We start from the raw sequence: 23,215 nt of genomic DNA, 5'->3' as shown, positions 1-23,215 counted from the left end.
CTCCCCTGAGCTTCCACTTAACAAGCACTGAGAATTCCCTTTATATTTGCTGAAAAAAACGCCTACATGCCAAAAACACTTGAAGGCCGCCGACAGGCTTCGGCAGCTTTCAAGTGCTTCTAACTATAAGCTAATCTATGATACCCTCCAGTACGGTTACACCCTCTGGTGCTTCAATCTCTGAGTGTATCGTACCATCCGCTTTTTTACTATGCTTCAACCTGACGATGCCATGAGGTGTCGGAAAGGTACCCTCCGCCCACTCCAGATCTCCCAGCTGCGGAATAACGCGAATCGTACGGCATCCCGGCTCTGCTACACGAACGCCCAGCACATATTCGCTCAGCCATGCCGTCGGACCGGAAGCCCAGCCATGGCATAGACTATGCCGGTAGCCCTGATAGCAGTAGCCTCCATACGTACCGTGCACGTCGATCTTGCCATCCGGCGTCAACTCATCGATTCGTGCCGCATTGTCCAGCCAGCTGATGTCGAAATCTTCCCAGAACGTAGTTGCTCCAAGCGACAGCATGCCGCCCCAGTAAGCCTTAATACTTTCCAGGCTGCCCTGGATATCTCCTGCTTCCCCGCGTGCCTTAAGAATATAATAGCCGTAGAAAGTCGAATAGCCCTTGGGCGAATCCGGTGCGATGACCTCTTCGTTGGCCTTTAGCGGATCGAGCAGTCCGACAAGCGCCAACAAGGAAGCCGCCTGCTTGCTATTATTATGATCCGGCGTTACCTCCCGAAGCTTGGCCTCGGTCCGGCGGCAAAACTCGGATGTTTCTTCATCAGCCATAAATTTGCAAAGCTTCGCCCCTGCTTCCATACACCATATAAACAAGGCATGGGCTCCCGCTCTGACTCCTTCGGGATTTGTAGAGGACGGCCAGTCCAGGAATGGATTTGGGATGTCTACAGTACCGTCATCTCGAACGCAAGCCCCAAGCTGACGAAGCAGTCCTGTCATGTAAAGCTTTTGCTTCAGCAGATAATCCAGGTCGCCGTTATGCATGAACCAGTCATGGTGGACCAGAATCCACCAGATGGAATAAGTGGGAAACGTTGTCATCCAACCCGGAAGCGGACTCTCATCCCGAATGAAATCCAGACTCCGCGGAACCACATCATGATATCCAAACACGGTCTGAAGGGTTGAGGTCTCCGGGTGCATATCGCCTGTCCATACAAGCCGGTCCCTCTTGATCCCATCCCACAAATAATCCTGCATATTGAGATGCACAGTGTATGCCCCAGTGTCCCAAATCCGGTTCAGCAGTTCGTCGCTGCAGCGGAAGCTGCCCTTATACTCCACGTCATGCATCACTGCCACAGCACGAACGCTAAGCAGCTGCACGAAATGACCTTCGTCCGAAAAATCGATCCGGACGAAGCGGAATCCGGTATTCCCGACCTCTTCCGCCCCCATATAGCTGACCTCGAACACACCGTCTCTCACGGCATGGTTATTCGTAGCATTCGTGCTTCCGCCGAGTTCGCTCATCGCTTCCATGGCCGATTCTCCGAACCGGACACGCAGCCTCGCCGTTCTCCGGTCTTTGTTGCTGCCTCCTGCTATGCAGATTTGCACTCCTCCATGCAGCTCTGTTCCGAAATCCAGCAAAAATCCAGGCGCTGTACCGGCATGATGCATAATGCAAGCCTTATCCATAGGTGAGCTCAACACGGATTGACCGTCTCGACCGGCTAGAAGCAGCTCCGGACGCTCAAGAATCGACTCCTCCGATTTCCAGACGATCCGAACCGGATCTATGTAATACCGGGTTCGAGGCTCCTTGTTCAGCTTTACATTTTTCCAAGAAGGTATCATAGCTGCGCTTCCTTTCTTCCTTAGGGTTATGCAGGAACGAAACGATATCGAAACTTTACCGCCAATCATCAGTTTGGCTGTTAGTAACTTTGCTGTCCATCTTTACATTACTCGGACCCTTAGCATTAATCAATCATTTCCTGGGAAGAATGGCTGCTGATAAGCTCTCACCTATCGGACTTGAATATGAACAGACCTACCGGAATAGAAAAATCAGCCTCCCGTCCAGTGAAGAGGCTGATTGTTTTCCGCTTTTTCGCGAGCCAGCTTATGCCGCCTGGTTATTTCTTATTGGCTTCAAATGCCTTACGCTTCTCATCCATAACCTCTTGGCCGCCGATTTTCATATAATCGTTCACCTCGGCATCATAAACCTTATCGAAGTCGGCTGGCTTTGCCGTAATGACTTTAACGAAGATTTCATCGTTCTTCGCTTTAAGGGTCGCGGCATACTTGATTTCCGATTGAATCGGCGTGTTCACGTTAGGCTTGATGACTCCGTCTGTACTGCCCAGCTTGATGCTTGAAATGGTAAAATCCTTATATTTGGGGTCGGACGCATTCGCGGCAATATTCAGATTCTCATCCGTAGTACTTACAAACTTGCCGTTGAGAATAATGTTGTAATCCGGATAGTTATACAGCGTCTGCTTGGCTTCCTCGTTGTCCAGCGTCTGTGGAATACCGTCCTTCATTTCGTAGGTTTTTCCTTCGGTTCCGTTCTGGAGCGCGATGATATTTTTCGGCTGCGCCATCCAGTCCAAATATTTCACGACAGCTTCTGCATTTTTACTCGTACTAGGCACGAACATATACATGCCGTTCGGCGAATATAAGGCTTTCGGATGCTTGCCTTTTGGCGTGGTGAACGGATCAATCGGAATAAGCTTCGCCTTAGGATCCGCCTTGGAAATTTCTGCCAAATATCCCTGATAGACCGGTTCGTTCGTATTTGCCGTACCGGCGCCGGCTACACCGCTGATCAGATCCTTCTGAAATTTCTGAAAATCCTTGTTCATCGTGAGCGGGAAATCCCGGTCGATGAGCCCTTCGTTGTACAGCTTATTCAGAAAGCGATGGCCTTCCTTGTTGCCTGGAAGAAGCCATTCCGGCATTGCAAACAGGTCCGAGTCGGATATTTTGTCCCACTCCCAGAACGAATATTGAATAGGCTTCATATGAAAGGGATCAATATTGGAGTACGGGATGACTTTATCGCCGGATTTACCGGGCTTTTTCTCTTTAAACGCTTTCAAGGTATTGTAGAACTCTTCCGTTGTCTTAGGTACTGGCAGGCCCACTTCTTCCAGCCAGTCCTGCCGTATTAGCGTCGTACTCTGCGGGAGCAGCATCCGGCGTGCCGGAATAGCGTACTGCTTGCCTTCAAACACCCCATAGCTCAATACGTCGCTGCCTAACACCTTTTTCAGGTTTTGGCCATATTTTTCGACAAGCGGCCCAAGATCGGTCAATCCCCCATCCTTCACATATTTCTGAACGGTAGGAGTATCATAGGTGTATACGAGATCAGGGGCTTGACCGGCCGCCATGAGAACATTCAGCTTCTCAACTTCTTGGGTACGGGGCACCGTTTCGAATTGGACCTTAATGTTGTTCGGGTCACCGAAATTCTCCTGAATATACTTCGTCATAAAATTGTTCGTAATAGGCGGCGCGCCCGCTGGCGTATTATTCCGATCGAACAGCTCGATGCGCAGTGTTATTGGCGCTTGCTTTTTCTCCGTACTGCTACCGGAATTGTTATCTCCGCAGCCTGCCAAAAGGGTCGTTGTGGAAACGACGGCGACCAGGCTTTTTGACCATCTGCTTGTCATTACTTTCATTTGACCTACTCCTTTTTGGTAAAATATCTTTCATAAGTCTTGAGAACACGTTATCCCTTGACGGCGCCGATCATCATGCCGGAAACAAAGTAACGCTGCAGCCAGGGGTATACCAACAGAATCGGGAGAGTAGCGAACATAATGGACGCCGCTTTGAGGCTTTCAGGTACGGGAGGTGTCGTGCTAAGTCCCTCTGCCATATCGCTGATCTGGCTGTTCATGACCATCTCGTACAATCGCAGCTGCAGCGGATAAAGGTTGGAATTCGTGATGTAAAGGAGTGCGTCCATAAATCCGTTCCAGCGGCCCACTGCATAGAAGAGACTTAAAGTCGCCAGTACAGGCAGAGACAAAGGAAGGATGACGCTAAGCAAAATACGGAATTGGCTCGCACCGTCCATTCGCGCGGATTCCTCAAGCTCCGCCGGTATCGAAGAAAAAAATGTTTTAATGATGAGTAAGTAAAAGGCATTAATGGCGCCCGGCAGAATCAACGCCCAGATGGAATCCAGCAGATTCAGATTTTTGATAAGGAGATACTCCGGAATCATTCCGCCGCTGAAGAACATCGTTACAACGATCACAAATAAGAAGAAGTTGCGCCCTTTCAGATGTTTTTTGGTCAGCGGATAGGCGGCCATAATGGTCATGACCATGGAGATTACCGTAAATAGCGCCACCAGAAGAATCGTGAATAAAAGGGAACGAATCATTTGCGCATTGCCAAACACGGATTTGTAAGCCGTCAGATTGATCTCCATCGGGATAATCGTGATCTTACCGGCCAAGATGGCGCTGTTCCCGCTTAGGGAAAGGGCCAGGATGTGAAGCATGGGGATCAGACAGAGCACACTGGCAATTCCAATCAATCCAATGATGATCCCGTCCAACAGCTTAGCGCCGCTATCTGCAGTTTTTGTTGCCATACCTTGGCTGTTCATGAAACGTTCCTCCTCACCAGATGCCTTGGTCATTGACCTTGCGGGATACATAATCGGCAGTCAATAGGAAGATCAGGCCGACGACCGCCTGGAATAATCCGATTGCCGTAGCGATGGTATAGCGAGCCGATTGGATACCGATCTTATACACGTAAGTACTAATAACCTCGGAGACATCTGTCACGAGCGGATTGCTGAGCACGAACGGCCGGTCAAAGCCTATGCTTGCCATGTGGCCGATATTGATAATGAGCAGGATGATGATGGTAGGCTTGATCCCGGGCAGCGTAATGTGCCAAATTTTCTGAATGCGGCTGGCTCCGTCAACATCTGCAGCCTCGTACAACTCCTTATTGATGCCCGTCAGGGCGGCCAGGTAGATGATGGTCCCCCATCCCGCGCTTTGCCAGATGCCGATTCCAAGATAGGTAAAGACCCAATACACCGGCTCCGTCAGGAAGGGGATCGCTTCCAGGTTCAAGGATTTCAATACACTGTTCACGATACCGGTATTTGTAGCGAGCAGCTGAACCGCCATGCCGCCAATGATGACCCATGAAATAAAATGCGGCAGGTAAAGGACCATCTGCGCCCCCTTCTTGAACCATTGAATACGCAGCTCGTTGAGAAGAATGGCTAACAGGATAGGAATCGGAAAGCTGACGAGCAGATCAAGCAGATTCAGTGTGAACGTATTCCGCAATGCGAGATAGAACCCTTGCATCTTGAATACTTCCCGGAAGGTTTCAAGGCCCACCCAAGAGCTCCCCAGAATTCCCTTGAAGATGTTATAGTCCTTAAACGCAATGATAACGCCGAGCATAGGGACATACTTAAATATTAGAAAATACAGCATTGGGAGCACGAGCAGGATGTAAAGCTGCCAGTCGCGGACAAGGGCTTTTATCTGCCAACGTGATGCTTCCCGGATCCTCGGCTTTGTTGTTATCGCCATAAGTCTCCCCTCTATTCAAATAATTTGCCAAACACCCCATGCATGGTTGGGCTGGTCTCACAGGTCATACTGTATCATCCGGACGGTCATGTTGAACATATACAATAATTTGAGGCTTAGCTTCCGTTTTGTGGAAAGGGTTTTAGGCTGCTTTACCTTTTTTTGAGACTTAACTTCTTTTTGAGGATAAAAAGAAAAGCTCCTGTTCGGAGCTTGGGACTGTTGAAAAACCCTGTTAAGCTTGAACTATTGCCAATATACTCCCAGTGGGGTATACCCCTCCAGCCGCTGTTGAAACCCGTGAAGGGTTATTAGATTTAGCGGTATCTTCACGGGTTTCAAAGGCGGACGTAAACTCCTCCGAGGCATACCCCACCTCCTTATGTGGCATAGTTCACGCAAAACCAGGTCTCAACAACCTGAAGCTCCTGTACGGAGCTTTACAGGCGGAGGACTAGATCCTCTATCGATGCGTTCGATAGATCGCCCGGTACTCGCCAGGCGGAAACCCGAACACTTTCTTGAAGGCACGATGAAAGGAAAGTACATGGGAATACCCGACTTTTTCCGCAATGGACTGAATCGGATCATCCGTTTCAACCAGCATGCCGCGCGCATGCTCGAGTCGAACCTTTAATACATAATCAATAAACTTCTCGCCGATCTCCTTCTTGAAAAGCAGACTAGCGTTACTGACAGGCATATCGAATTCCTCGCTGACTCCCACTAAGGACAGCTCCGAATCGGTATAGTTTGCATCGATATATGCTTTCATGCGCATAGCAATTGATTTGCTGCTGGAAGTCTCAAGCATCTTCCCTATGTCCATCGCCAGATCGCTCATGACGACTTCCAGGTCCCGATGCAGCTCTCCCAATGTTTCCGTTTTTTCTGCAAGAGCTTCAAAACGGTCGCTATAGGACTCATGCCAGGCTGCTGTCAATTCAACCGGCATGGAGGTCAGTTCTTTCTCAATATACTGGGCCAGACTAGTCGTGAAAGAGGCTAATTCCGCTCTGCCCAGCCTTCTGCTTTGCAGTTCTCCCATGATTTGGGACAGCTTATTTCGCCATTGATTGTCACCCTTCCGGAGCAGATGAACCATTTCCGGCATGGTGCTGAATAGAGCATAGGAGTCGTTATCCGGTTTAGATTCGGCCAGCCGGTTGTCGATAACGGAGTTGGTCCCAAATACGGCCTTGTAGGATACGTTGATGCACGCATGGCGGTATGACTGTGCGATGGCCTCCATTCCGTTCGACACGGTGCCGATACCAACGGATACGGTTAATTGCAGATTTGCATGAATCCAGCCGCGGTATTCCTCACACATACGATAAATCGTCTCTGGATAAGGGCTGTGAGGCTCCTTCAGAAACAATATAAATGAGGCCTGCTGCGGTTCCGTCCAAACGCAGCACTGCTGTACACCGCGGTCATTAGCTAACTCGATAAAGGCGCTCTCCAGGATGTATTTCAGAAGATGCTGGTCACCCGGCTTATAGGATTCCGTAAAAACGCTGTACCGGTCAATTTCGACGGCGACGACACAGATCCTATCGTAATCCGCCGGCAGTCCTAGTGAAACGGCGTCTTCCTTCCATTTTAAATCGCTTAGCTTCCGATGGCCGACGGTCAATTCTTGCAGCAGGATCCGCTTGCGATGCAGTGCCTCGGCCTCTTGCAGAGTATTGTAATCGATCGCTTTGGCAAGCAGACTGTCGATAGCCGATTCGATGATCTTGAATTCGTTGAGATGCGTTTTGACACCCCGTGTGCCGCTTTTTCTGACCGTTATTGCATTGATCTTGTCGACCAGATTTTGAATTGGCCTGTAGTGGATGTGAGTGATGAAAGTAAACCAGATAAGCGCCAGTACAATGATGACAAGGATCGTGATGATCCACACGTTGGATAATAAGGATAGCGCAGAATAGCCTGATGCATTGATGGTGTCGGTGTAATAGGTCCATCCCGTATAATCCGAGGCCACCCGCAGACGGGATGATATTGAATGCTCCGCCGCCGGCGTCTGGAACTGTTGACCGTCGGTATCCAGAATATGAATCGTTCCCCGATACTCCTGGCTGTACTTATTCAGAAATTCCATGAGCGAGCTGACGTAAATATTAATGACTATGGTTCCTTTTTGGAGGGTGGAGTAGGAGTAAGTTTTCACGATCGAAACGACCTTCTGTTTGTTGTTATCGATTGTCGATAAGGTATAGTCCCGCGGCTCGGTCCAGCCTGATCTGGTTGATTGCCGTGAAGCATCTACCAAAAACGACCGGTCGGCAAAAGTGTCTAAATCGTAAATGTTGGAATCGGAAAGAATGCGTTTATTTGCCTCATCATACAGATAAATGGAGCTGGGGAACGGAAAAGTAGACTTCAAAGCGATCAGATTCTGCTGGATGACATAATAATCATAGATGGCCATTTGCTGCTCGAAAAAAAATTGTTCTATCTTTCGGTCGGTAATTAAAGCGCTTACCGCATTTCGCTCAATAAGCTTCAAATCAGCCTCCAAATTCTGCATCATCTGTTCGACGATCGCCTTGTTCGTCTCGATGTACCGGTTCTCCGAGGCATGATTCAAGGTGGTAAAGAAGATAAAAATGACGGAAGAGATGACTAAGAAAAAAATCGGCGTATAGGATAACATCATACGGTAGTACCAGCTCATCCTCATTTCAGACAGCCTCCTATGATCTCTCGGTATTTATCATTTTCCCCCTGTTGAATGCGATTTCAGATAAAAGATCTGGAAGCAGCCCTATGCTCTCCGTCAGGAGGGCCGTAGGGGCTGCTTTTATTAAGAAGGGCAAACTCTATGACCAGGTTATATTGTGTTCGGCTAACAGCTGCTTTAAGGCTTTGGCTGCAACAACGAATAACTCCGGCTTATCAAAGCCCTGCCATTTCCCTTCCGCTTTCAAATGCGGCTCCAAAGACAAAAATCCTGAATATCCACGCTCATTCAGCTTATGGATAAGCTGACGCAGCTGTCCGTCGCCCTCTCCGGCAGGTACTACCTTACCGTTCTCCATCAATGCGTCCTTAATATGGATATAGGCAATATATTCGCTCAGCAGCGGATAAGCTTGCGTTATAGGTTCCACCTTGCATTGTACGAAGTTTGCCGGGTCAAAAGCGGCACGCAAGTGTGCGGAAGCATTGGCTTGCAATATATCCAAGCACCGCTCACCCGTGTCACCGTATATATGGCTTTCATTCTCGTGCAGCAGGATTACCCCTTCGCTCTCCGCCAAACGGGTCAGCCGTTCCATGCGCCCTAATACTTTTGCTCGATAGTCAGCCGGGTTTCCGTCCGGAATATAAAAGGAAAAAATACGGACATACCTTGCAGCAAAGAACTTGGCAAGCTGAATGGCGTGTTTGGCCTCTTCCAAATGAGGTTCAAAAGCATCGGTTATTTTTATTTTGCCTATCGGTGAACCGATCGAGGAAACACGAAATCCCCGCTGATCCAGCCGTTCTTTCACCTTCACCGTTTCCTCGTTCGAAAGCTTCAACACGTTTTTTCCCCATACGCTGCGAAGCTCAAGATGATAAATACCTTCCGATTCAAGCACGTCCAGCTGTTCCTCTAAATCAGATGATATCTCATCCGCGAATCCGGTTAACGTAATCACAGAAAACCTCTCCTTTAATAGGCGTAATGATCTGTCCACATTATAAAGTTGGGCTATGACAAATTCTATAGAATAACTAAATATTATTTGTAATTATTAAAGAATTAGGCTGAAATGCTTCAAATCCTTTTGCGATATCCAATGGGTCGCACATGTTTTTTAGTCAAAAGGGGAAAAAAGCAAAAAAAATCACCCCTCCACCACTGCTCAGCAGCGATGAAAGGGTGAGCTATTCATTCCCTTTCTACCCTCCGGTGTAAAAGAAAGCAAGCTCCCGCAGGCTCGGCTCTCCATCACACTCGAGTATTTCCACTATCACACGGGAAGCCTTAACCGCGGGAAGGCGAATTATGGCCTTATGCCCGATGTTCTGGCCTTCGTAGAGACTGACGACCCGATGAGATTTGGCGGTCACGACCGATATCTTGAAGCGGTGGATGCATTCGCCCCCGGTCAGATCCTCCTGGATCACAATATGGTCCAGCAAATGAGCCTCTGTGGGCTCGTAGACCCAAGTCTGACCGTCCTTTGAGCATTGGGCAATCGTGGCCAGCGGGTTCCCGAAGCGCCTGCGGACTTCCGCCCCGAACTCGAGAAGCCGCTCCGTATCCTTAGCGGGCAGCTTCCCTTCCCGATCGGGCCCAATGTTCAGCAGTAAGTTAGTTCCGCGGCCAACCGAATAATAATACAGCCCCATGAGCTCATCCAAGCTCTTCATGGTAGGTTCATCGCTGTCGCTGTAGAACCAACTGGCACGCATCTGAACGTCACACTCTGCCGGAAGCCAGAGGGTATCGGGCAGCTCCTCTTTATCCTCCGTCAAAATCGAAACGGACGTTGAACTGACCGCGTTCCAGCAAGGAACAGGTGCTATGCCGTCTTCGTTACCGACCCATCGGAAATCGGGATCCCCCATATTGAATATCAAAATATTAGGCTGCAGCCGGCGTATTTCGCCAATGATCCGCGGCCAATCATACGTATGATTTTCGGAGCCGCAGCCGTCGAACCAGAGAATATCGATATCACCATAGTTCGTCAGAAGCTCTGTGATTTGATTGACAAAGTAATCGTCATACGCTTGCGCATCCTGCGTATAGAAGTCGGCCGAGCCGTCGTAAGGGGAATAATAAAGCCCCGGCTTCACATCATATTTGCGGCACGCATCAACGAACTCCCGGATCACATCCCCCTTGCCTCCTCTCCAAGGAGAAGCAGCAACCGTGAAGGAGCTGTAAGAAGTCGGCCAATTGGAGAAGCCGTCGTGATGCTTGGCCGTTAATACCGCATACTGCATACCCGCTTCCTTTGCCGTACGAATCCACTGATCGCAATCCAGATCGACAGGATGGAAAGCGGCTGGGTCCATTGGCCTGGAATCAAAATCGACATAGCCTTCATAGAAGGTACGTAAGCCGAAATGAATGAATAAGCCGAATTCCCAATCCTGGTAGGCAAGCTGTCTGGCGGTAGGTACTGGTTTTGTAGTCATAGCCAACATCCCCTCATCTCTACATCATCTTTTGCTTCTCACCCTAAATCAGGCGTATCCACCAGTTCAATCGTTGTCTTCTCCGTATGGTGCAGCTCAAGAACAACAATCTCATTACGGCCTGCGCGCAGCAGCGGAGCCGGCACATATAACGTACGCGTCGGTCCCTGATTCCAGTAACGGCCCAGATTAAAGCCGTTGATCCACACGACGCCCTTGGTCCAGCCCTCCATACGAATGAACGTATCTCCCCGTTCCTCAACCTCAAGCTCTCCTCTGTAAAAAACAGGCCGGTCCTTCCTTTCGGCAGCTTCTTCTGCAGTCTTCTCAAACGGTATAGAAGCCAAGCTCTCAAGGGGAAGCGGATATATCGTCCAATCGAACAGAAATTGGTTGTTCAGCCGAACACCATGAGTGATTCCTTTATAATCCTTCAGCTTGGGTCCGTAGTTCACCCGGCCCATATTCTCAACGATAATGTCCAATCTGGCTCCCGGCTTGGAAACCGTCAGCTCGATCGGCTGGGGATTCCAGCGTTCAACGGTGCCCTGGTACACGCCATCCAGGAACACCTGCGCCCGGTCGTGAACCTCATCCAGATGCAGCAGCTCACCGGTACGCGGTCCCGAGATTTGCGTCGAGTATACGATGAATCCGTAGCTTTGGCCGAGCAGCTCCATCGGCTCGGGACAGGTTCGCTGGACAGGCTCAGACAGCAGCGGCAAATGGGCCAGAACATCGGCTTGTTCATTTAACGCTATGCGGCCATAGCTTTTTTTAATGGTCGGTTGAGGCATGGGAGGAAAGCTCTCCAAAGGAACCCCCTGATATTTGGAAATGACCCGGCGCACAGCATGGAACTTCTCCGTCTCATCTCCGCATTCGGACAAAGGCGAATCGTAATCGTAGCTGGTAACCGTAGCTTCATACTTCTCTTGGAAGTTCGCCCCGTTGTAGAAGCCGAAATTAGTTCCACCGTGGAACATATAGAAATTGACGGAAGCGCCTGCCTGAAGCATACGTTCGAAAACATCCGCCACGTCGTCTGCCTCTCTCGTATGATGCGGCTTCAACCAATGATCGAACCAGCCGTTCCAGTATTCCATACACATCAAAGGCTCATCAGGCCGGTATTCACGGAATTTCTCAAATGCCTCCTCAGGCTTCGAACCAAAATTGACGGTAGCTAATACATCAGGCAGCGTCCCGCCTTGCAGCATTCCATCCGTCGGGCCATCGGAGGTAAACAGCAGCACGTCCACTCCGCGCCGGATAAGCCCGTCCCGCAAATAAGCCAGATATGCCTTATCATTGCCGTAGCTGCCGTATTCGTTCTCGATCTGCACCGCCAGAATCGGTCCGCCGTTCGTACTTAACAGCGGGACGAGGCGGGGGATCAGCTCATCATAATAACGATCGACCTTCTCCAAATACGTTCGATCCATACATCTAAGCCTGATGTCTGAATAGCGCAGGAGCCAAGCCGGCAGACCGCCGAATTCCCATTCCGCACAAATATACGGGCTAGGCCTCACAATGACGTGCAGCCCTAAATCACCGGCGAGGCGAATAAAGCCCTCGACATCGGCAAGTCCTTCAAAGCAAAAGGTATTTTCCTTCGGCTCATGCAGGTTCCAGGGGAGGTAGGTTTCCACCGTATTGAATCCGCACGCTTTAAGCTTGAGCAGACGGTCCTCCCAATACTCCGGCACGACGCGAAAATAATGGATGGCTCCGGATAAGATTTGAAACGGTTCCCCATCCAAAAGAAACTGACGATTTTTTGCTTGCAAAATAGGCATTACGTGTCCCCCTCCTCAAGAGAATGAAACTGGCTGATGGGATCGCCTTTACGGCTGCTCCCCTTTTCTGAACTGCCCGGGAGTAATCCCTTCGTATCGTTTAAACACTCGAATAAACGTATTGCTATTTGAGAATCCGACCTTTTGCGTAATGTCCGTAATCGTCTCCTCGGATTCCTGCAGAAGCTTCTTGCTCCATTGTACACGCTGCTTATTCACATAGTCGATGAACGTTTCTCCTGTTTGTTCCTTGAAAAATCTCGATAAATAGGGCCCGTTCACATTAAAATGATGAGAAGTCGACGTCAGACTCAAGTCGATATCGGACAAATTGTCCTCAATATAGGTAAGCACTTGCTCCTTCAGATTCGTATTATGGCTCTTTTTCTTGGAATCGACGTAATCGCACACGGTCTTCAAAAACTGATATATTTCATCCTCAATCTCCGTAAACGATTCGCACTGGGTCAACTGTTTAATGAGCTCATGCTTCTCCGCAGCCAGCTCGTTCGTCCCGTGATCCATATGCTCAATGGCTTTCAGAATCGTCCCGATCAATTCAAACATGAGAAGCTTGCCGAGCTGCAGGGACAGCGTACCATCCGATACGTTCGTAGCTATCAATTCGCCGACGGTTTCCATAGCCTCTTCATATTGTCCCGTACGAATATGATTAATCAGCTGCCGCTCCATATCCAGTGGATAATACAGCTCATTCTTGGGCCGCTTGATCCGGTCAAACGGAATGATTTGGCTTGGCCCGATGACGAATTTATATTCCAATGCTTCGAGGGCTTCATCGAATCCATGCGGGATTCCACTCAGAGAGGAATGAATTCCGCTGATCCCAATCGTCACCTGGATATAAAAATTATCCTGAATGACCTTCTGCGCCTCATGGGCGATTTCGATCAATTCCTGCTTAGCGCGTGCCTCATCATCGCCATAAATATTGACAAGGAAAGCCATCATGCCATCCACTTCCGTCGAATGTACGGCGTGCCTGCGTTTAATGAGCTCCTCCGTAATGTTCGTTACGATGAAATAAACATACTGCAGCTTCGATTCCGCGTCGCGCAAATCATTATCCTTGAACAAGGCTGAATAATCGCCGATATGCATGAACAGTACGGCAAACCGATTCGTCTCAAAACGCAGATCGAACGATTCCAGCGATTGGATCAGCGCTGAGCCGCTTTCCACCCTGCCTTTCAGAAGCCGTGCGAGAAAATGGCTTTTTAACGCATTTTGCTGCTTCTGGATCGTTTGGTTGGCCAAATCCTGCATAGCCGCATTCTCTGTCATGAAGGACTGCAGCAGCGAGAACTCATCTCCGATGCCTTCCAGATTGGATCTCACCTTCGGAGATACGCTGTCCACCATGCGGCGGATCGGCATATAATGCCGCCTTGTGATCCAGATGGATAACGGTCCGCCTACGAATAAGCAGAGCAGCAAGGCGACATAGATCCAGCTGCGCAGCTGACTTACCTTGGCGGAATATACTTTGGCCGGAATGATGGACACATACTTCCAATCCGTTTCTACAGAGGCTATATAGGATACCGTCACTTCTTCCTTGCCCAGCTGCTGGTTAAAGGAGCCCTCCGAAGACTGGATTTGGCTAAAATCGAGTTGACTAGCGGTATCCGGGTCTCCAGTAAACAGAATCGGATGATTCTCCTTATCGAGAATGGTTACGGTGCCGGCTTGGGCAATTTGAATATTCGAGATCTCATTTTTGAGACGCTCTTCATTCAGCAGAACGACCAGAGTAGCCGGCGGGTTATCGCCAATCTGAAGAGGTAAGGATTGCAAATAAACCAGACTGCCGGGGGCTAAAGAGAGAAAGCTTCCGAAGTACGGCTGCTCCATACGTTCTCTCCATTGCTGCAGCGTGATGCCTTCGTTCCCGTGATGCAGCTGAAAGAGCAGCGGCTCCTCGTTCATCGTCGACGTTGTAACGCCAAAATGCTGCTTTTTCAAATAGACATACATTTCACTGATGTTCCCGTTGGAGGCTGAATAAGAATTAAGCGAAGGAATTAAGGCTAACGTATCCAGCCTGGTTTGCACATCACTGTAATCCGCTTTATCCACATAACTGACAACCTTAGGGTCCAGCGACAGCTGCATGCCCATCTGCTTAATATCTTTAAACTGGTTGTCAAGAGATTGCTTGATCTGATTGAGCAGTGCCCTGTTCGAGCGAATTACCTCTGTACTCAACAAATGCTGGGACTGAAAAAGGACAAGCATCGTAATGATGATAGGAATACATAGAATGGTTAAGTTGGAGATTAGCCAAAATAAATATATGCTGCGTTTCACTAGAAGAAGCCCCCCATACTTGTTAAATCTCATTTGTTTTCCTATCAGCGGATTTTGCTCTACCCTTTAATAGCCCCAACCATAACGCCTTTTACAAAATATTTTTGCAAAAAAGGATATACGATCAAGATGGGCAGCGTCGCTACCATGATCGTCGCGTACTTGATACTCTCCCCGATCGCCATCGTATCGTTCGCATTCCCCGTACCGGTAGTCATTGAATCCGTGCTGTTCTGTACAAGAATTTCTCTTAGAATGAGCTGCAGCGGAAACAATTCCCGGTTCTGAAGAAACAGCATCGCCTGAAACCAGGAATTCCAATGAGACACGCCATAGTATAACACCATTACGGCCATAACGGGCATAGAAAGAGGGACAACAATTTGAAATAAGATGCGGTATTCCCCTGCGCCGTCCATTTTGGCCGACTCCAGCAGACCCTCCGGGATCGCTTCAAAGGAGGTTCGCATAATAATAAGGTTCCACGTGCTGATCGCTACCGGAACGATAAGCGCAAGCAGGCTGTTACCCATATCAAGGGTATTATTAATTAATAGATAAGTAGGAATTAATCCGCCGCTAAAGTACATGGTAAATACGATGGCCATCATGATGTATTTCCGCAGCATAAACTTTCTGGAAAGAGCGTACGCTCCAAGGGTTGTGAACAACAAATTGATAGCCGTTCCTGCAACCAGAACAATAAGGGTATTTCTATAGCCTGAAAAAATATTCGGGTTCTTCAGCACCATTTGGAACGCTTCCAGATTAAAGCCTACCGGCTTCAGCAGCAATCCGGTATGACGGATAAGCAAATTGGAATCGCTGATGGAAGCCATCAGAACATAGTAAAACGGATATAGCGTGCAAACCATAATAATCGTCATGATCAGTATATTGATGACATCGAACGTACGCTCAGATGCTCTTGTTTTCATATGCAGGAAACCCTCCCCAACCTGTAACTACCATAACTGGTTCCCCGTCAATCTGCGGGAGAAGCTGTTAGCGCCAATCAGCAGCACAAAGTTCAGCACCGACTGGAACAAGCCTACGGCCGTTGTATAACTGTAATCATTGCCTTGAGCCAGGCCTTCACGGTAAACAAAGGACGAGATGACATCTGCGGTTTCATAAGTATTAGGGTTGTACAGCAGGACGATCTTCTCAAATCCGACCTCCATAAGACCGCCGACTCTAAGAATTAGCAATATCATAATCGTAGGAACAATACCCGGCAGCGTCACGCTCCATATTTGCCGGATTCTGCCCGCCCCATCCACACGAGCGGCTTCGTACAGCTCAGGGTTGATGCCGCTTAATGCAGCCAAATAAATAATGGACGACCAGCCAAGCTCCTGCCAAACCCCTGTGCTGACGAAAATCGTACGGAAGTTACTTGGATCGTTCAATAGCGTGGAGCTTTCCCCTCCAAAGAAGGTAATCACGGAATTTACGATGCCGTCACGATTCGTAAAATCAATAATGAGGCCGGCAATGACGACAATGGAGACGAAATGCGGCAAATAAGAAACCGTTTGCACGATCGATTTAAACCATTTTTGACGAAGCTCGTTCAGCAACAAAGCTAAAAGGATCGGCGCCGGGAAACCAAATATCAAGCTGTAAAAGCTGATCAAAAACGTATTCTTCAACACGCGGACGAAATAATAGCTTTTGAAAAATGCGGTGAAATGATCCAATCCGACCCATTCGCTGCCCCAAATCCCTCTCGCCGGGCTAAAATCCTTGAAAGCAATGACAGCGCCGTACATCGGCAAATATTTAAAAATAAAGAAATACAGGACAACCGGAAGTACCATCAGGTAGATGGCGCGATTCTTCCTTATATCATCCGTTAGCAACCTAATGGACTTCGCCATATTTTCCATTCCTCTCTTGCGTATGAAAGAGGGGAAACAGACAGGCTCCCCCTCGATTCATCTGTCTATTAACGCTTGTTGTAGCGATCCAACGCCGCTTGGTTAATTTCAATTGCGCGATCAATATTCATTTTCTTGATTTGCTCAATGGTTTTATCATAATCTTCAACCTTTACGGAGCCCATGATGATTTTGGTTACTTGCTCCTTCAACAGCGTCTCCACATCGTTCTTAATCTTAGACATTTCCTTGGCTTCCTCAGGTGTAGGCACGATCGGAGGAAGTGCATATTTATACGTATTATTTGAGTACTTCGAGTAGATTTTCACAGCTTCCTTTTGCTCAGGCAACAGGTAGTATTGATCGTTATAGCGGTCATCGTCCAAACCGGTAAAGCTGTAGTTCGCGATAAAATATTTACCCATCGCAGTAGCAATCGGCAATTTATCCGGATTGTTCAAAATCAGGTCCGTATACTTCGGCTGACCGTTCTCCATTTTGTACGTTTGACCTTCAATACCGAAGTTTTTCAGCATAGCCCCTTCATCGCTGTACAGATAATCCATAGCCTTCACAATGTCGGCAGCGTGCTTGCTCTTGCTTGAAATGACCGTGCCTACATTGTCATATTCCCATGACGCTTGCGTGAATTTAGGCTCCTCGCCTTTCTTCATCACCGGAAATTGCGCGGCCGCAAGCTTGGCTTTCGGATTTTCTTTCACTAATGCGGGCGTATACACTCCCATGCTTCCGCCGATATAACCAAAGAATGCCCCCGCTTTACCGGAAGTCACCTTCGCATCCATCGTTTTGGAGTCGTTAGACGCAAAGTCCGGATCAATCAGGCCTTCTTTGTACCAGCGCTGCATTAACGCCAAATATTCCTTATATTCCGGTGCAAGCGGCCCGTATTTGACCTTGCCGTTATCCACATAAAAGTTCATGCCCGGAAGCCCGAAAGCGCCTGCAAAATCGTAATTGGAGATCACATAGTTCTTCTGCGAGGTGAAAGGGATCGCGCCTTTTTTCTCTTTGAACGCTTTCAGTACCTGTTCCCACTCGTCCATCGTCTCCGGCATCTTCAAGCCCAGCTCATCGAGCCAGTCTTGGCGGAGCATCAATCCCGAGAAGGTTTTATATTGTCCATGCTGCCCTACTCTCAAATGAGGCAAAACATAGATATCGCCGTTGTCTGCCTTGACCTGCTTGGCAATTTGCGGATTGTCATTCAAAATTTTCTTCAAATTCGGCGCATATTTATCGATCAGATCGTTCAGCTTCATGATGGTTCCGTCTTGAAACATCTTGGTTGTGCCGCCGGTTATGTTGCTCCAGTTCCACAGCATCGAGTCCGGCAAATTGTTGGAGGCTACCATGACGCCATATTGCTGCTGCTGATCTTGCGTGCTCGTTCCTGATGGATGCTGGAATTCAAAGGTCACATTCGTCTTTTTGGCCCATTCCTGCATCATGGGCAGCTCGCTCATACTCTTGACTGCAGCTGCAGCATTAGGATTGAGAGGCGTCCACATGGTTACTTTTACTGGAGCTCCGGAAGCTCCGTTATCAGCCGATGCTCCGCTTCCTTTCGCGTTATCCTGCCCCGTGCTGCCGCAGGCTGCCGTCAGCGACAATGCAAGAATCGAAGCCGCTACCGGCAATGCTTTCGAACGTATCTTACTTTTCATAAAACACTCCCCTTTATCGTATTAGGTTCGGCACCGGCACCATATCGTGGAGTAGCCTTAAGCCTATGAATGCAAGAATACATTCGATTCATCATGAAGTATATCTTCAATAATTCTACTATATCGATTTCTTATGAAATTGCTATCGCTTCTATTTGCCTTGATCTACAATTTATGACAAAGCCTTGTTCCATAAGGCTTTTCGGGGCTTTCGACAGTTTTTTTTCAAATAAAAAAAGCCGCGAATCTCTCTTTCTCGAGAGCTCGAGGCTTTTCGCATGATACTTCTTTTACTAAAAAAGTTGCTCGCATTACTAATAAGGTTCGATCGTTTGTATCGTCCCGTCCTCGTTATAATGCAGCTCAGCATATTTCACGCAGCGCTTATGATCGACTCCATCAGAAAGGGAGCAGTCATGATAAAACAGATACCATTTGTCCTCGAACTGGACGATGGAATGGTGGGTAGTCCAGCCGATGACCGGGGTTAGGATAGTCCCTTTAAAGGTGTACGGCCCTTCCGGATTCCGGCTGATCGCATAGACCAGCTTGTGGGTCGTGCCCGTAGAGTAAGACAAGTAGTACCAACCCTTATATTTATGCACCCAAGGTCCTTCGAAATAACGACGTTCCTCGTCACCTGCCAATAAGGGGTTGCCGGCTTCGTCTACTATCGAAATCTCCACAGGCTTGCTTTGAAAGGACAGCATGTCTTCGCTTAGCAGCGCAACGTAAGGACCAAGCGCCGGCTCGCCGGGAGCGGGCCCTTCAGCATTCGGATTGAATACGCCCGTATGCCATTTCTCCAGCTGCCCTCCCCATAGCCCGCCAAAATACATATAGGCTTGACTATCATCATCGACGAGAACGGCGGGGTCAATGCTGAAGCTGCCCTCGATATATTGCGGCTGCGGGAGAAAAGGACCCGCCGGTGACGTGCTCGTTGCAACGCCGATTCTAAAGACCCCTTCATGATCCCGTGCAGGGAAGAACAGGTAGTAGGTGTTATTTTTGTACGCAGCGTCCGGGGCCCAAAGCTGTTTGGAAGCCCATGGGATATCTTTCAGGTGAAGGACCTGGCCGTGATCGACAACAGGCGATTCAAAGTTATCCAGAGACAAGACATGATAATCTTCCATCGCATATTGGTCGCCATTATCATTCGTAGGCCCATCGTGATCAATATCGTGAGAAGGGTAAATGTAGAGCTTCCCTTCGAACACATGTGCAGATGGATCGGCAGTGTACATATGCGTAACCAGCGGTTGTTTGGGTATTGGCAGATTTTGCATTTCGATTGCTCCTTTCATCCTTTGACCGAACCGGCTGCAATCCCTTCTACTATGCGATTGCTAAGAAGCACGAACGCCAGTAATATCGGCAGAATACTGATCATGAGAGTAGCCCCGATGGCTCCCCAATCCGTCGTATATTGGCCGATGAAGTTTTGTATGCCGACCGTTAATGTTTTATACTTATCCGAGCTGATGAACGTGTTGACGAAAATAAACTCATTCCAGTTATAAATCATATTGATAATAACCGCTGTCGATAGGACTGATACAGTCATCGGCAGGATAATACTGAAGAAGATACGGTTCACGGAGCATCCGTCCATGACTGCCGCTTCTTCCACCTCGCGGGGCAGCGTATAATAAAATCCAAGCATAATCATAATCGTAATCGGCAGGTTAAAGGCGATATACGTCAGGATGATCGACAGCGGATGATTGGTCAAATTGGTTTGCGTAAACAAGCTGAACAGCGGAATAAGCGTCGAATGCACGGGAATCATCAATCCGACCATGAAAATGCCGAGAACGAGCGACTGCAGCTTCCATTTCATCCGCGTCAACGCGAAGGTGACGAGGCTTGCCAGCAATACGGTAACCGCAACAGAAACGACGGTCATCCACACACTGTTGAAAAAGTAGGCACTAATATGCCCTTGTGTCCATACTTTCTCGTAATTTTCCCAGCGAAGCCGTTCCGGGAATGCGAAAGGAGCCAAATTGAATATTTCTTCATTATTTTTCAAGGAGAACAGCATCAGCCAAAGCAGCGGAACAATCTGAATCACGGCGACGGCGGTTAAAACTATGTACAGACCGACATATCCGATCTGTGCGAAAAGCTTGCTGTTCACGGCGGCCGTTTGCGTTTTACGCTCTATCGTTTGGATATTCACCGGGTTCTCCTTTCATCATGAATATTGGATGTTGTCCTTGGATGCTGTCAGCTTGCGTATCAGCCACGTCATCACCAGGCAAATCAACAGCAGGAAGAAGCCGATTGCACTGGCGTAACCGAAATCGTATTCTTTGAACGCCTTCTTGTACATGTAGGAGGCCATGACTTCACTGGCTCCGTTCGGGCCGCCGCCCGTCATGACATAGATGAGATCAAAATATTTGAGCGAGCCGACAACGGCAAGCACGACGGTCACTTTCAATACTTCGGAGATTAACGGAATACGGATCGACCAAGCCATCCGCCACGGGCTTGCGCCGTCAATCCGGGCCGATTCGATGAGTGAGGCAGGCACATTTTTTAGCGCGGCATAATAAATCAAAATATAAAACCCCGCATACTGCCACAATATCGGAATAAAGATCGCATACAGGGCAATCGAAGGATCCGAGAGCCATTCGGGTGTAGATTTAACTCCCAGTGAAGATAACAAATGGTTTAGTACGCCATTCGTCGGATGAAATATTTTCAGCCACAGCTGGGCGATTGCTACGGACGACAGCAGCATGGGAATCAAGTACACTTTGCGAAAGATGTTGGCACCGCGAATTTGCGAGGACAAGACCAGCGCAACCAGCAAATAGACCAGCAAGCTCAGCGTCGAAAACAGCGCAAGAAGAAAAGAATGCTTGGCGCTGTTCCAGAACAATTCATCGTGAAGCAGCGTGGTATAGTTATGCAAACCGATGATACTCATCTTGCCGACGCCGTCCCACTTCATTAATCCATAATAGCCCGTCAACACGATCGGCAAATAGATTAAGGCCAACACTAAAAGCAGCGAGGGAATGACATACAGCGCAATGATAGATTTGCTGGACATGACTTTATTCAATCTGGCACTCCCCTTTCCTGGCGATAGAGAGATAGGACATATCCAGATATGCTGAGACTTTCGAGAAACCTCCAAAGATCCAGATCTGTACGTGGTACACCGGTGGGGTATCCCCTTCCAGCCGCTGTTGTTATCGGGAAATTTATTTTTATAGTTTAACAGCGGTATATTCCCAATAACAAAGGCGGACGCTACCGCTCCTACAGGGGATGCCCCACCTCCACCCATCTGCCTTATTCTGAATAGTTGAGTTTCTCGAAAATCTAGACCTATCCAGAAATATGCTCTTTCTCTCTATGCTTTATTCTACTAGACTACTATTTGCCTTCCTTAGCCAGAGCCTCTTCATGCTTCTTGGCGAACTCTTCAGGCGTCGCCGCTTTACCGAATAACGCTTGAATCATGTTCAAGTGCACTTCGGCCGAGGAAGGCTTCATCTGAACGTCCGCAAACAAGGTGATGTTGCTCGCTTTATTCAGCTCGTTCAACAGATCAATATACATTTGAGGAAGCTTTACCTTGGAGGTGTCCACCTTGGTTGCCGGAATGACACCGGCTTCCGAGATCGCATGCTCTCCCCATTTTTGAACGAAGAAGCTTACGAATTTCTTGGATTCTTCCTTCACCTTGGAGTTATTGGCCACGAACAAGCCGACCCCCGGACCGCCAACCCAGCTGTCGAGGCTCCCCTTGCCGCCATCAACCGTCGGGAATTTGAAGAAGCCGATCTGGTCTTTGAACGATTGCGGAACATCCTTGTTCGTCGTATAGTTCGGAAGCTCCCATGTCCCCATCATGTACATAGCCGCCTTGCTGTTCATGAATTCCGCCTTGCCTTCATCGTTGGACAAGCCGTTGAAGCCCTTGTTGAATGCGTTCATATCTACAAGCTGTCTAATTTCGGAAGCGGCGCGGATCAGATTCGGATCTTCGAACGAACCTGTACGGTCAATCGCCTTTTTCAACGTTTCCGGTCCGCCCAGCCGATCGGCCAAATACATGTACCAGAGTGAACCCGTCCAGCGGTCTTTGTTACCCAGCGCGATCGGGGCTACGCCGTTTGAGCTAAGCGTGTTCACGATAGTTTTAAAATCGTCGTAGGTTTTGGGCGGCTGCAGATTATACTTGGCAAATATCGCTTTATTGTAGTAAACCGGCACAATGTTCAGCTCCACGGGAAGGCCGTAGGTTTTTCCGCTGAAGGCGTAAGCGTTCGTCGTTCCGCTGACAAACTTATCTTTCAGATCGCCCTGAAGCAAATCATCCAGAGGAGCAAACATGTCGCCTTTTACATAAGGGTCCATGTACCCCGCCGCCCACGTAAAGCCCACATCCGGCAGATTGTTGGCGGTGGACAGCACTTTCATTTTGTTTTTATACTGCTCATTCTCCAGAATCTCTTGTTCTACCGTAACGTTGGGATTTGCGGTCTGATACTCTTTAATGATATCGTTTACAATTTTGTTCTGTGTAGCCGAGCTCCCTGCCGGCCAAAGGTGCATCATTTTAATCGTAACTTTCTTAGCTGATTCGGTTGTGTTTGTGCCGCCGCCTTTCGCCGGTTCCTGCGAGTTCTGGCTTGTTCCTCCGTTCGAGCTGGAGCAGCCTGACAGTACCATACCTAGGCTTAGCATTGTGGTCAACGTCCAAGTAAGCGCTTTATTCGCCATGCTTCATTTCCCCCTCAACCATATATTGACTACGAGA

The 23,215-nt window shown here is 48.6% G+C and carries 16 protein-coding genes; all 16 read right to left on the bottom strand.

Annotated features, from left to right (window positions below; all coding sequences use genetic code 11):
• Window positions 1-130: 130 nt before the first annotated feature.
• Complete coding sequence (locus tag ABEA66_RS32655; RefSeq protein ID WP_345594195.1) at window positions 131-1,831, bottom strand: alpha-L-rhamnosidase-related protein; 1,701 nt, start codon at window positions 1,829-1,831, stop codon at window positions 131-133.
• Window positions 1,832-2,112: 281 nt separating this feature from the next.
• Complete coding sequence (locus tag ABEA66_RS32650; RefSeq protein WP_345594193.1) at window positions 2,113-3,675, bottom strand: extracellular solute-binding protein; 1,563 nt, start codon at window positions 3,673-3,675, stop codon at window positions 2,113-2,115.
• Window positions 3,676-3,725: 50 nt separating this feature from the next.
• Complete coding sequence (locus ABEA66_RS32645) at window positions 3,726-4,601, bottom strand: carbohydrate ABC transporter permease (protein ID WP_079913129.1); 876 nt, start codon at window positions 4,599-4,601, stop codon at window positions 3,726-3,728.
• Between the two features lie 28 nt (window positions 4,602-4,629).
• Window positions 4,630-5,571: an ABC transporter permease gene (locus ABEA66_RS32640; RefSeq protein ID WP_345594191.1), complete on the bottom strand. Its 942-nt coding sequence runs from the start codon at window positions 5,569-5,571 to the stop codon at window positions 4,630-4,632.
• A gap of 463 nt (window positions 5,572-6,034) precedes the next feature.
• Window positions 6,035-8,263: a helix-turn-helix domain-containing protein gene (locus tag ABEA66_RS32635; RefSeq protein ID WP_345594189.1), complete on the bottom strand. Its 2,229-nt coding sequence runs from the start codon at window positions 8,261-8,263 to the stop codon at window positions 6,035-6,037.
• Window positions 8,264-8,402: 139 nt separating this feature from the next.
• The gene (locus tag ABEA66_RS32630; protein WP_345594187.1) at window positions 8,403-9,227 is read right to left on the bottom strand and encodes a sugar phosphate isomerase/epimerase family protein; all 825 of its coding nucleotides are present in this window, start codon (window positions 9,225-9,227) and stop codon (window positions 8,403-8,405) included.
• A 244-nt stretch (window positions 9,228-9,471) separates the two neighbouring features.
• The gene (locus ABEA66_RS32625) at window positions 9,472-10,719 is read right to left on the bottom strand and encodes an alpha-L-fucosidase (RefSeq protein ID WP_345594185.1); all 1,248 of its coding nucleotides are present in this window, start codon (window positions 10,717-10,719) and stop codon (window positions 9,472-9,474) included.
• Between the two features lie 38 nt (window positions 10,720-10,757).
• Window positions 10,758-12,521 carry a glycoside hydrolase family 35 protein gene (locus tag ABEA66_RS32620; protein ID WP_345594184.1) on the bottom strand — a complete coding sequence of 588 codons (1,764 nt, stop codon included), beginning with the start codon at window positions 12,519-12,521 and terminating at the stop codon, window positions 10,758-10,760.
• A gap of 48 nt (window positions 12,522-12,569) precedes the next feature.
• Window positions 12,570-14,852: a helix-turn-helix domain-containing protein gene (locus ABEA66_RS32615; protein WP_345594183.1), complete on the bottom strand. Its 2,283-nt coding sequence runs from the start codon at window positions 14,850-14,852 to the stop codon at window positions 12,570-12,572.
• A gap of 59 nt (window positions 14,853-14,911) precedes the next feature.
• Window positions 14,912-15,790: a carbohydrate ABC transporter permease gene (locus ABEA66_RS32610; RefSeq protein ID WP_345594181.1), complete on the bottom strand. Its 879-nt coding sequence runs from the start codon at window positions 15,788-15,790 to the stop codon at window positions 14,912-14,914.
• Window positions 15,791-15,817: 27 nt separating this feature from the next.
• A complete protein-coding gene (locus tag ABEA66_RS32605) occupies window positions 15,818-16,735 on the bottom strand; it encodes an ABC transporter permease (protein ID WP_225947839.1) in 918 nt (305 codons plus the stop codon).
• Window positions 16,736-16,803: 68 nt separating this feature from the next.
• Entirely contained in the window at window positions 16,804-18,423 is a 1,620-nt protein-coding gene (locus tag ABEA66_RS32600) for a type 2 periplasmic-binding domain-containing protein (protein ID WP_345594178.1), read from the bottom strand.
• Window positions 18,424-18,737: 314 nt separating this feature from the next.
• A complete protein-coding gene (locus ABEA66_RS32595; RefSeq protein WP_345594176.1) occupies window positions 18,738-19,715 on the bottom strand; it encodes a glycoside hydrolase family 43 protein in 978 nt (325 codons plus the stop codon).
• A 14-nt stretch (window positions 19,716-19,729) separates the two neighbouring features.
• Complete coding sequence (locus tag ABEA66_RS32590; protein ID WP_377741281.1) at window positions 19,730-20,596, bottom strand: carbohydrate ABC transporter permease; 867 nt, start codon at window positions 20,594-20,596, stop codon at window positions 19,730-19,732.
• Between the two features lie 30 nt (window positions 20,597-20,626).
• Window positions 20,627-21,508: a carbohydrate ABC transporter permease gene (locus ABEA66_RS32585; RefSeq protein ID WP_345594174.1), complete on the bottom strand. Its 882-nt coding sequence runs from the start codon at window positions 21,506-21,508 to the stop codon at window positions 20,627-20,629.
• Between the two features lie 317 nt (window positions 21,509-21,825).
• Window positions 21,826-23,178: an extracellular solute-binding protein gene (locus ABEA66_RS32580; protein WP_345594172.1), complete on the bottom strand. Its 1,353-nt coding sequence runs from the start codon at window positions 23,176-23,178 to the stop codon at window positions 21,826-21,828.
• Window positions 23,179-23,215: the final 37 nt, after the last annotated feature.

Source organism: Paenibacillus vulneris (assembly GCF_039543185.1).
Classification (GTDB): Bacteria; Bacillota; Bacilli; order Paenibacillales; family NBRC-103111; genus Paenibacillus_S; species Paenibacillus_S vulneris.
The sequence above is the reverse complement of the archived record's forward strand: the minus strand, read 5'-3'. Positions and strand labels throughout refer to the sequence as shown.

Excerpts from the sequence above, each read along its gene's own strand:
- ABEA66_RS32655 (WP_345594195.1), bottom strand. The coding sequence starts at position 1,831 with ATGATACCTTCTTGGAAAAATGTAAAGCTGAACAAGGAGCCTCGAACC.
- ABEA66_RS32650 (WP_345594193.1), bottom strand. The coding sequence starts at position 3,675 with ATGAAAGTAATGACAAGCAGATGGTCAAAAAGCCTGGTCGCCGTCGTT.
- ABEA66_RS32645 (WP_079913129.1), bottom strand. The coding sequence starts at position 4,601 with ATGGCAACAAAAACTGCAGATAGCGGCGCTAAGCTGTTGGACGGGATC.
- ABEA66_RS32640 (WP_345594191.1), bottom strand. The coding sequence starts at position 5,571 with ATGGCGATAACAACAAAGCCGAGGATCCGGGAAGCATCACGTTGGCAG.
- ABEA66_RS32635 (WP_345594189.1), bottom strand. The coding sequence starts at position 8,263 with ATGAGGATGAGCTGGTACTACCGTATGATGTTATCCTATACGCCGATT.
- ABEA66_RS32625 (WP_345594185.1), bottom strand. The coding sequence starts at position 10,719 with ATGACTACAAAACCAGTACCTACCGCCAGACAGCTTGCCTACCAGGAT.
- ABEA66_RS32620 (WP_345594184.1), bottom strand. The coding sequence starts at position 12,521 with ATGCCTATTTTGCAAGCAAAAAATCGTCAGTTTCTTTTGGATGGGGAA.
- ABEA66_RS32610 (WP_345594181.1), bottom strand. The coding sequence starts at position 15,790 with ATGAAAACAAGAGCATCTGAGCGTACGTTCGATGTCATCAATATACTG.
- ABEA66_RS32605 (WP_225947839.1), bottom strand. The coding sequence starts at position 16,735 with ATGGCGAAGTCCATTAGGTTGCTAACGGATGATATAAGGAAGAATCGC.
- ABEA66_RS32600 (WP_345594178.1), bottom strand. The coding sequence starts at position 18,423 with ATGAAAAGTAAGATACGTTCGAAAGCATTGCCGGTAGCGGCTTCGATT.
- ABEA66_RS32595 (WP_345594176.1), bottom strand. The coding sequence starts at position 19,715 with ATGCAAAATCTGCCAATACCCAAACAACCGCTGGTTACGCATATGTAC.
- ABEA66_RS32580 (WP_345594172.1), bottom strand. The coding sequence starts at position 23,178 with ATGGCGAATAAAGCGCTTACTTGGACGTTGACCACAATGCTAAGCCTA.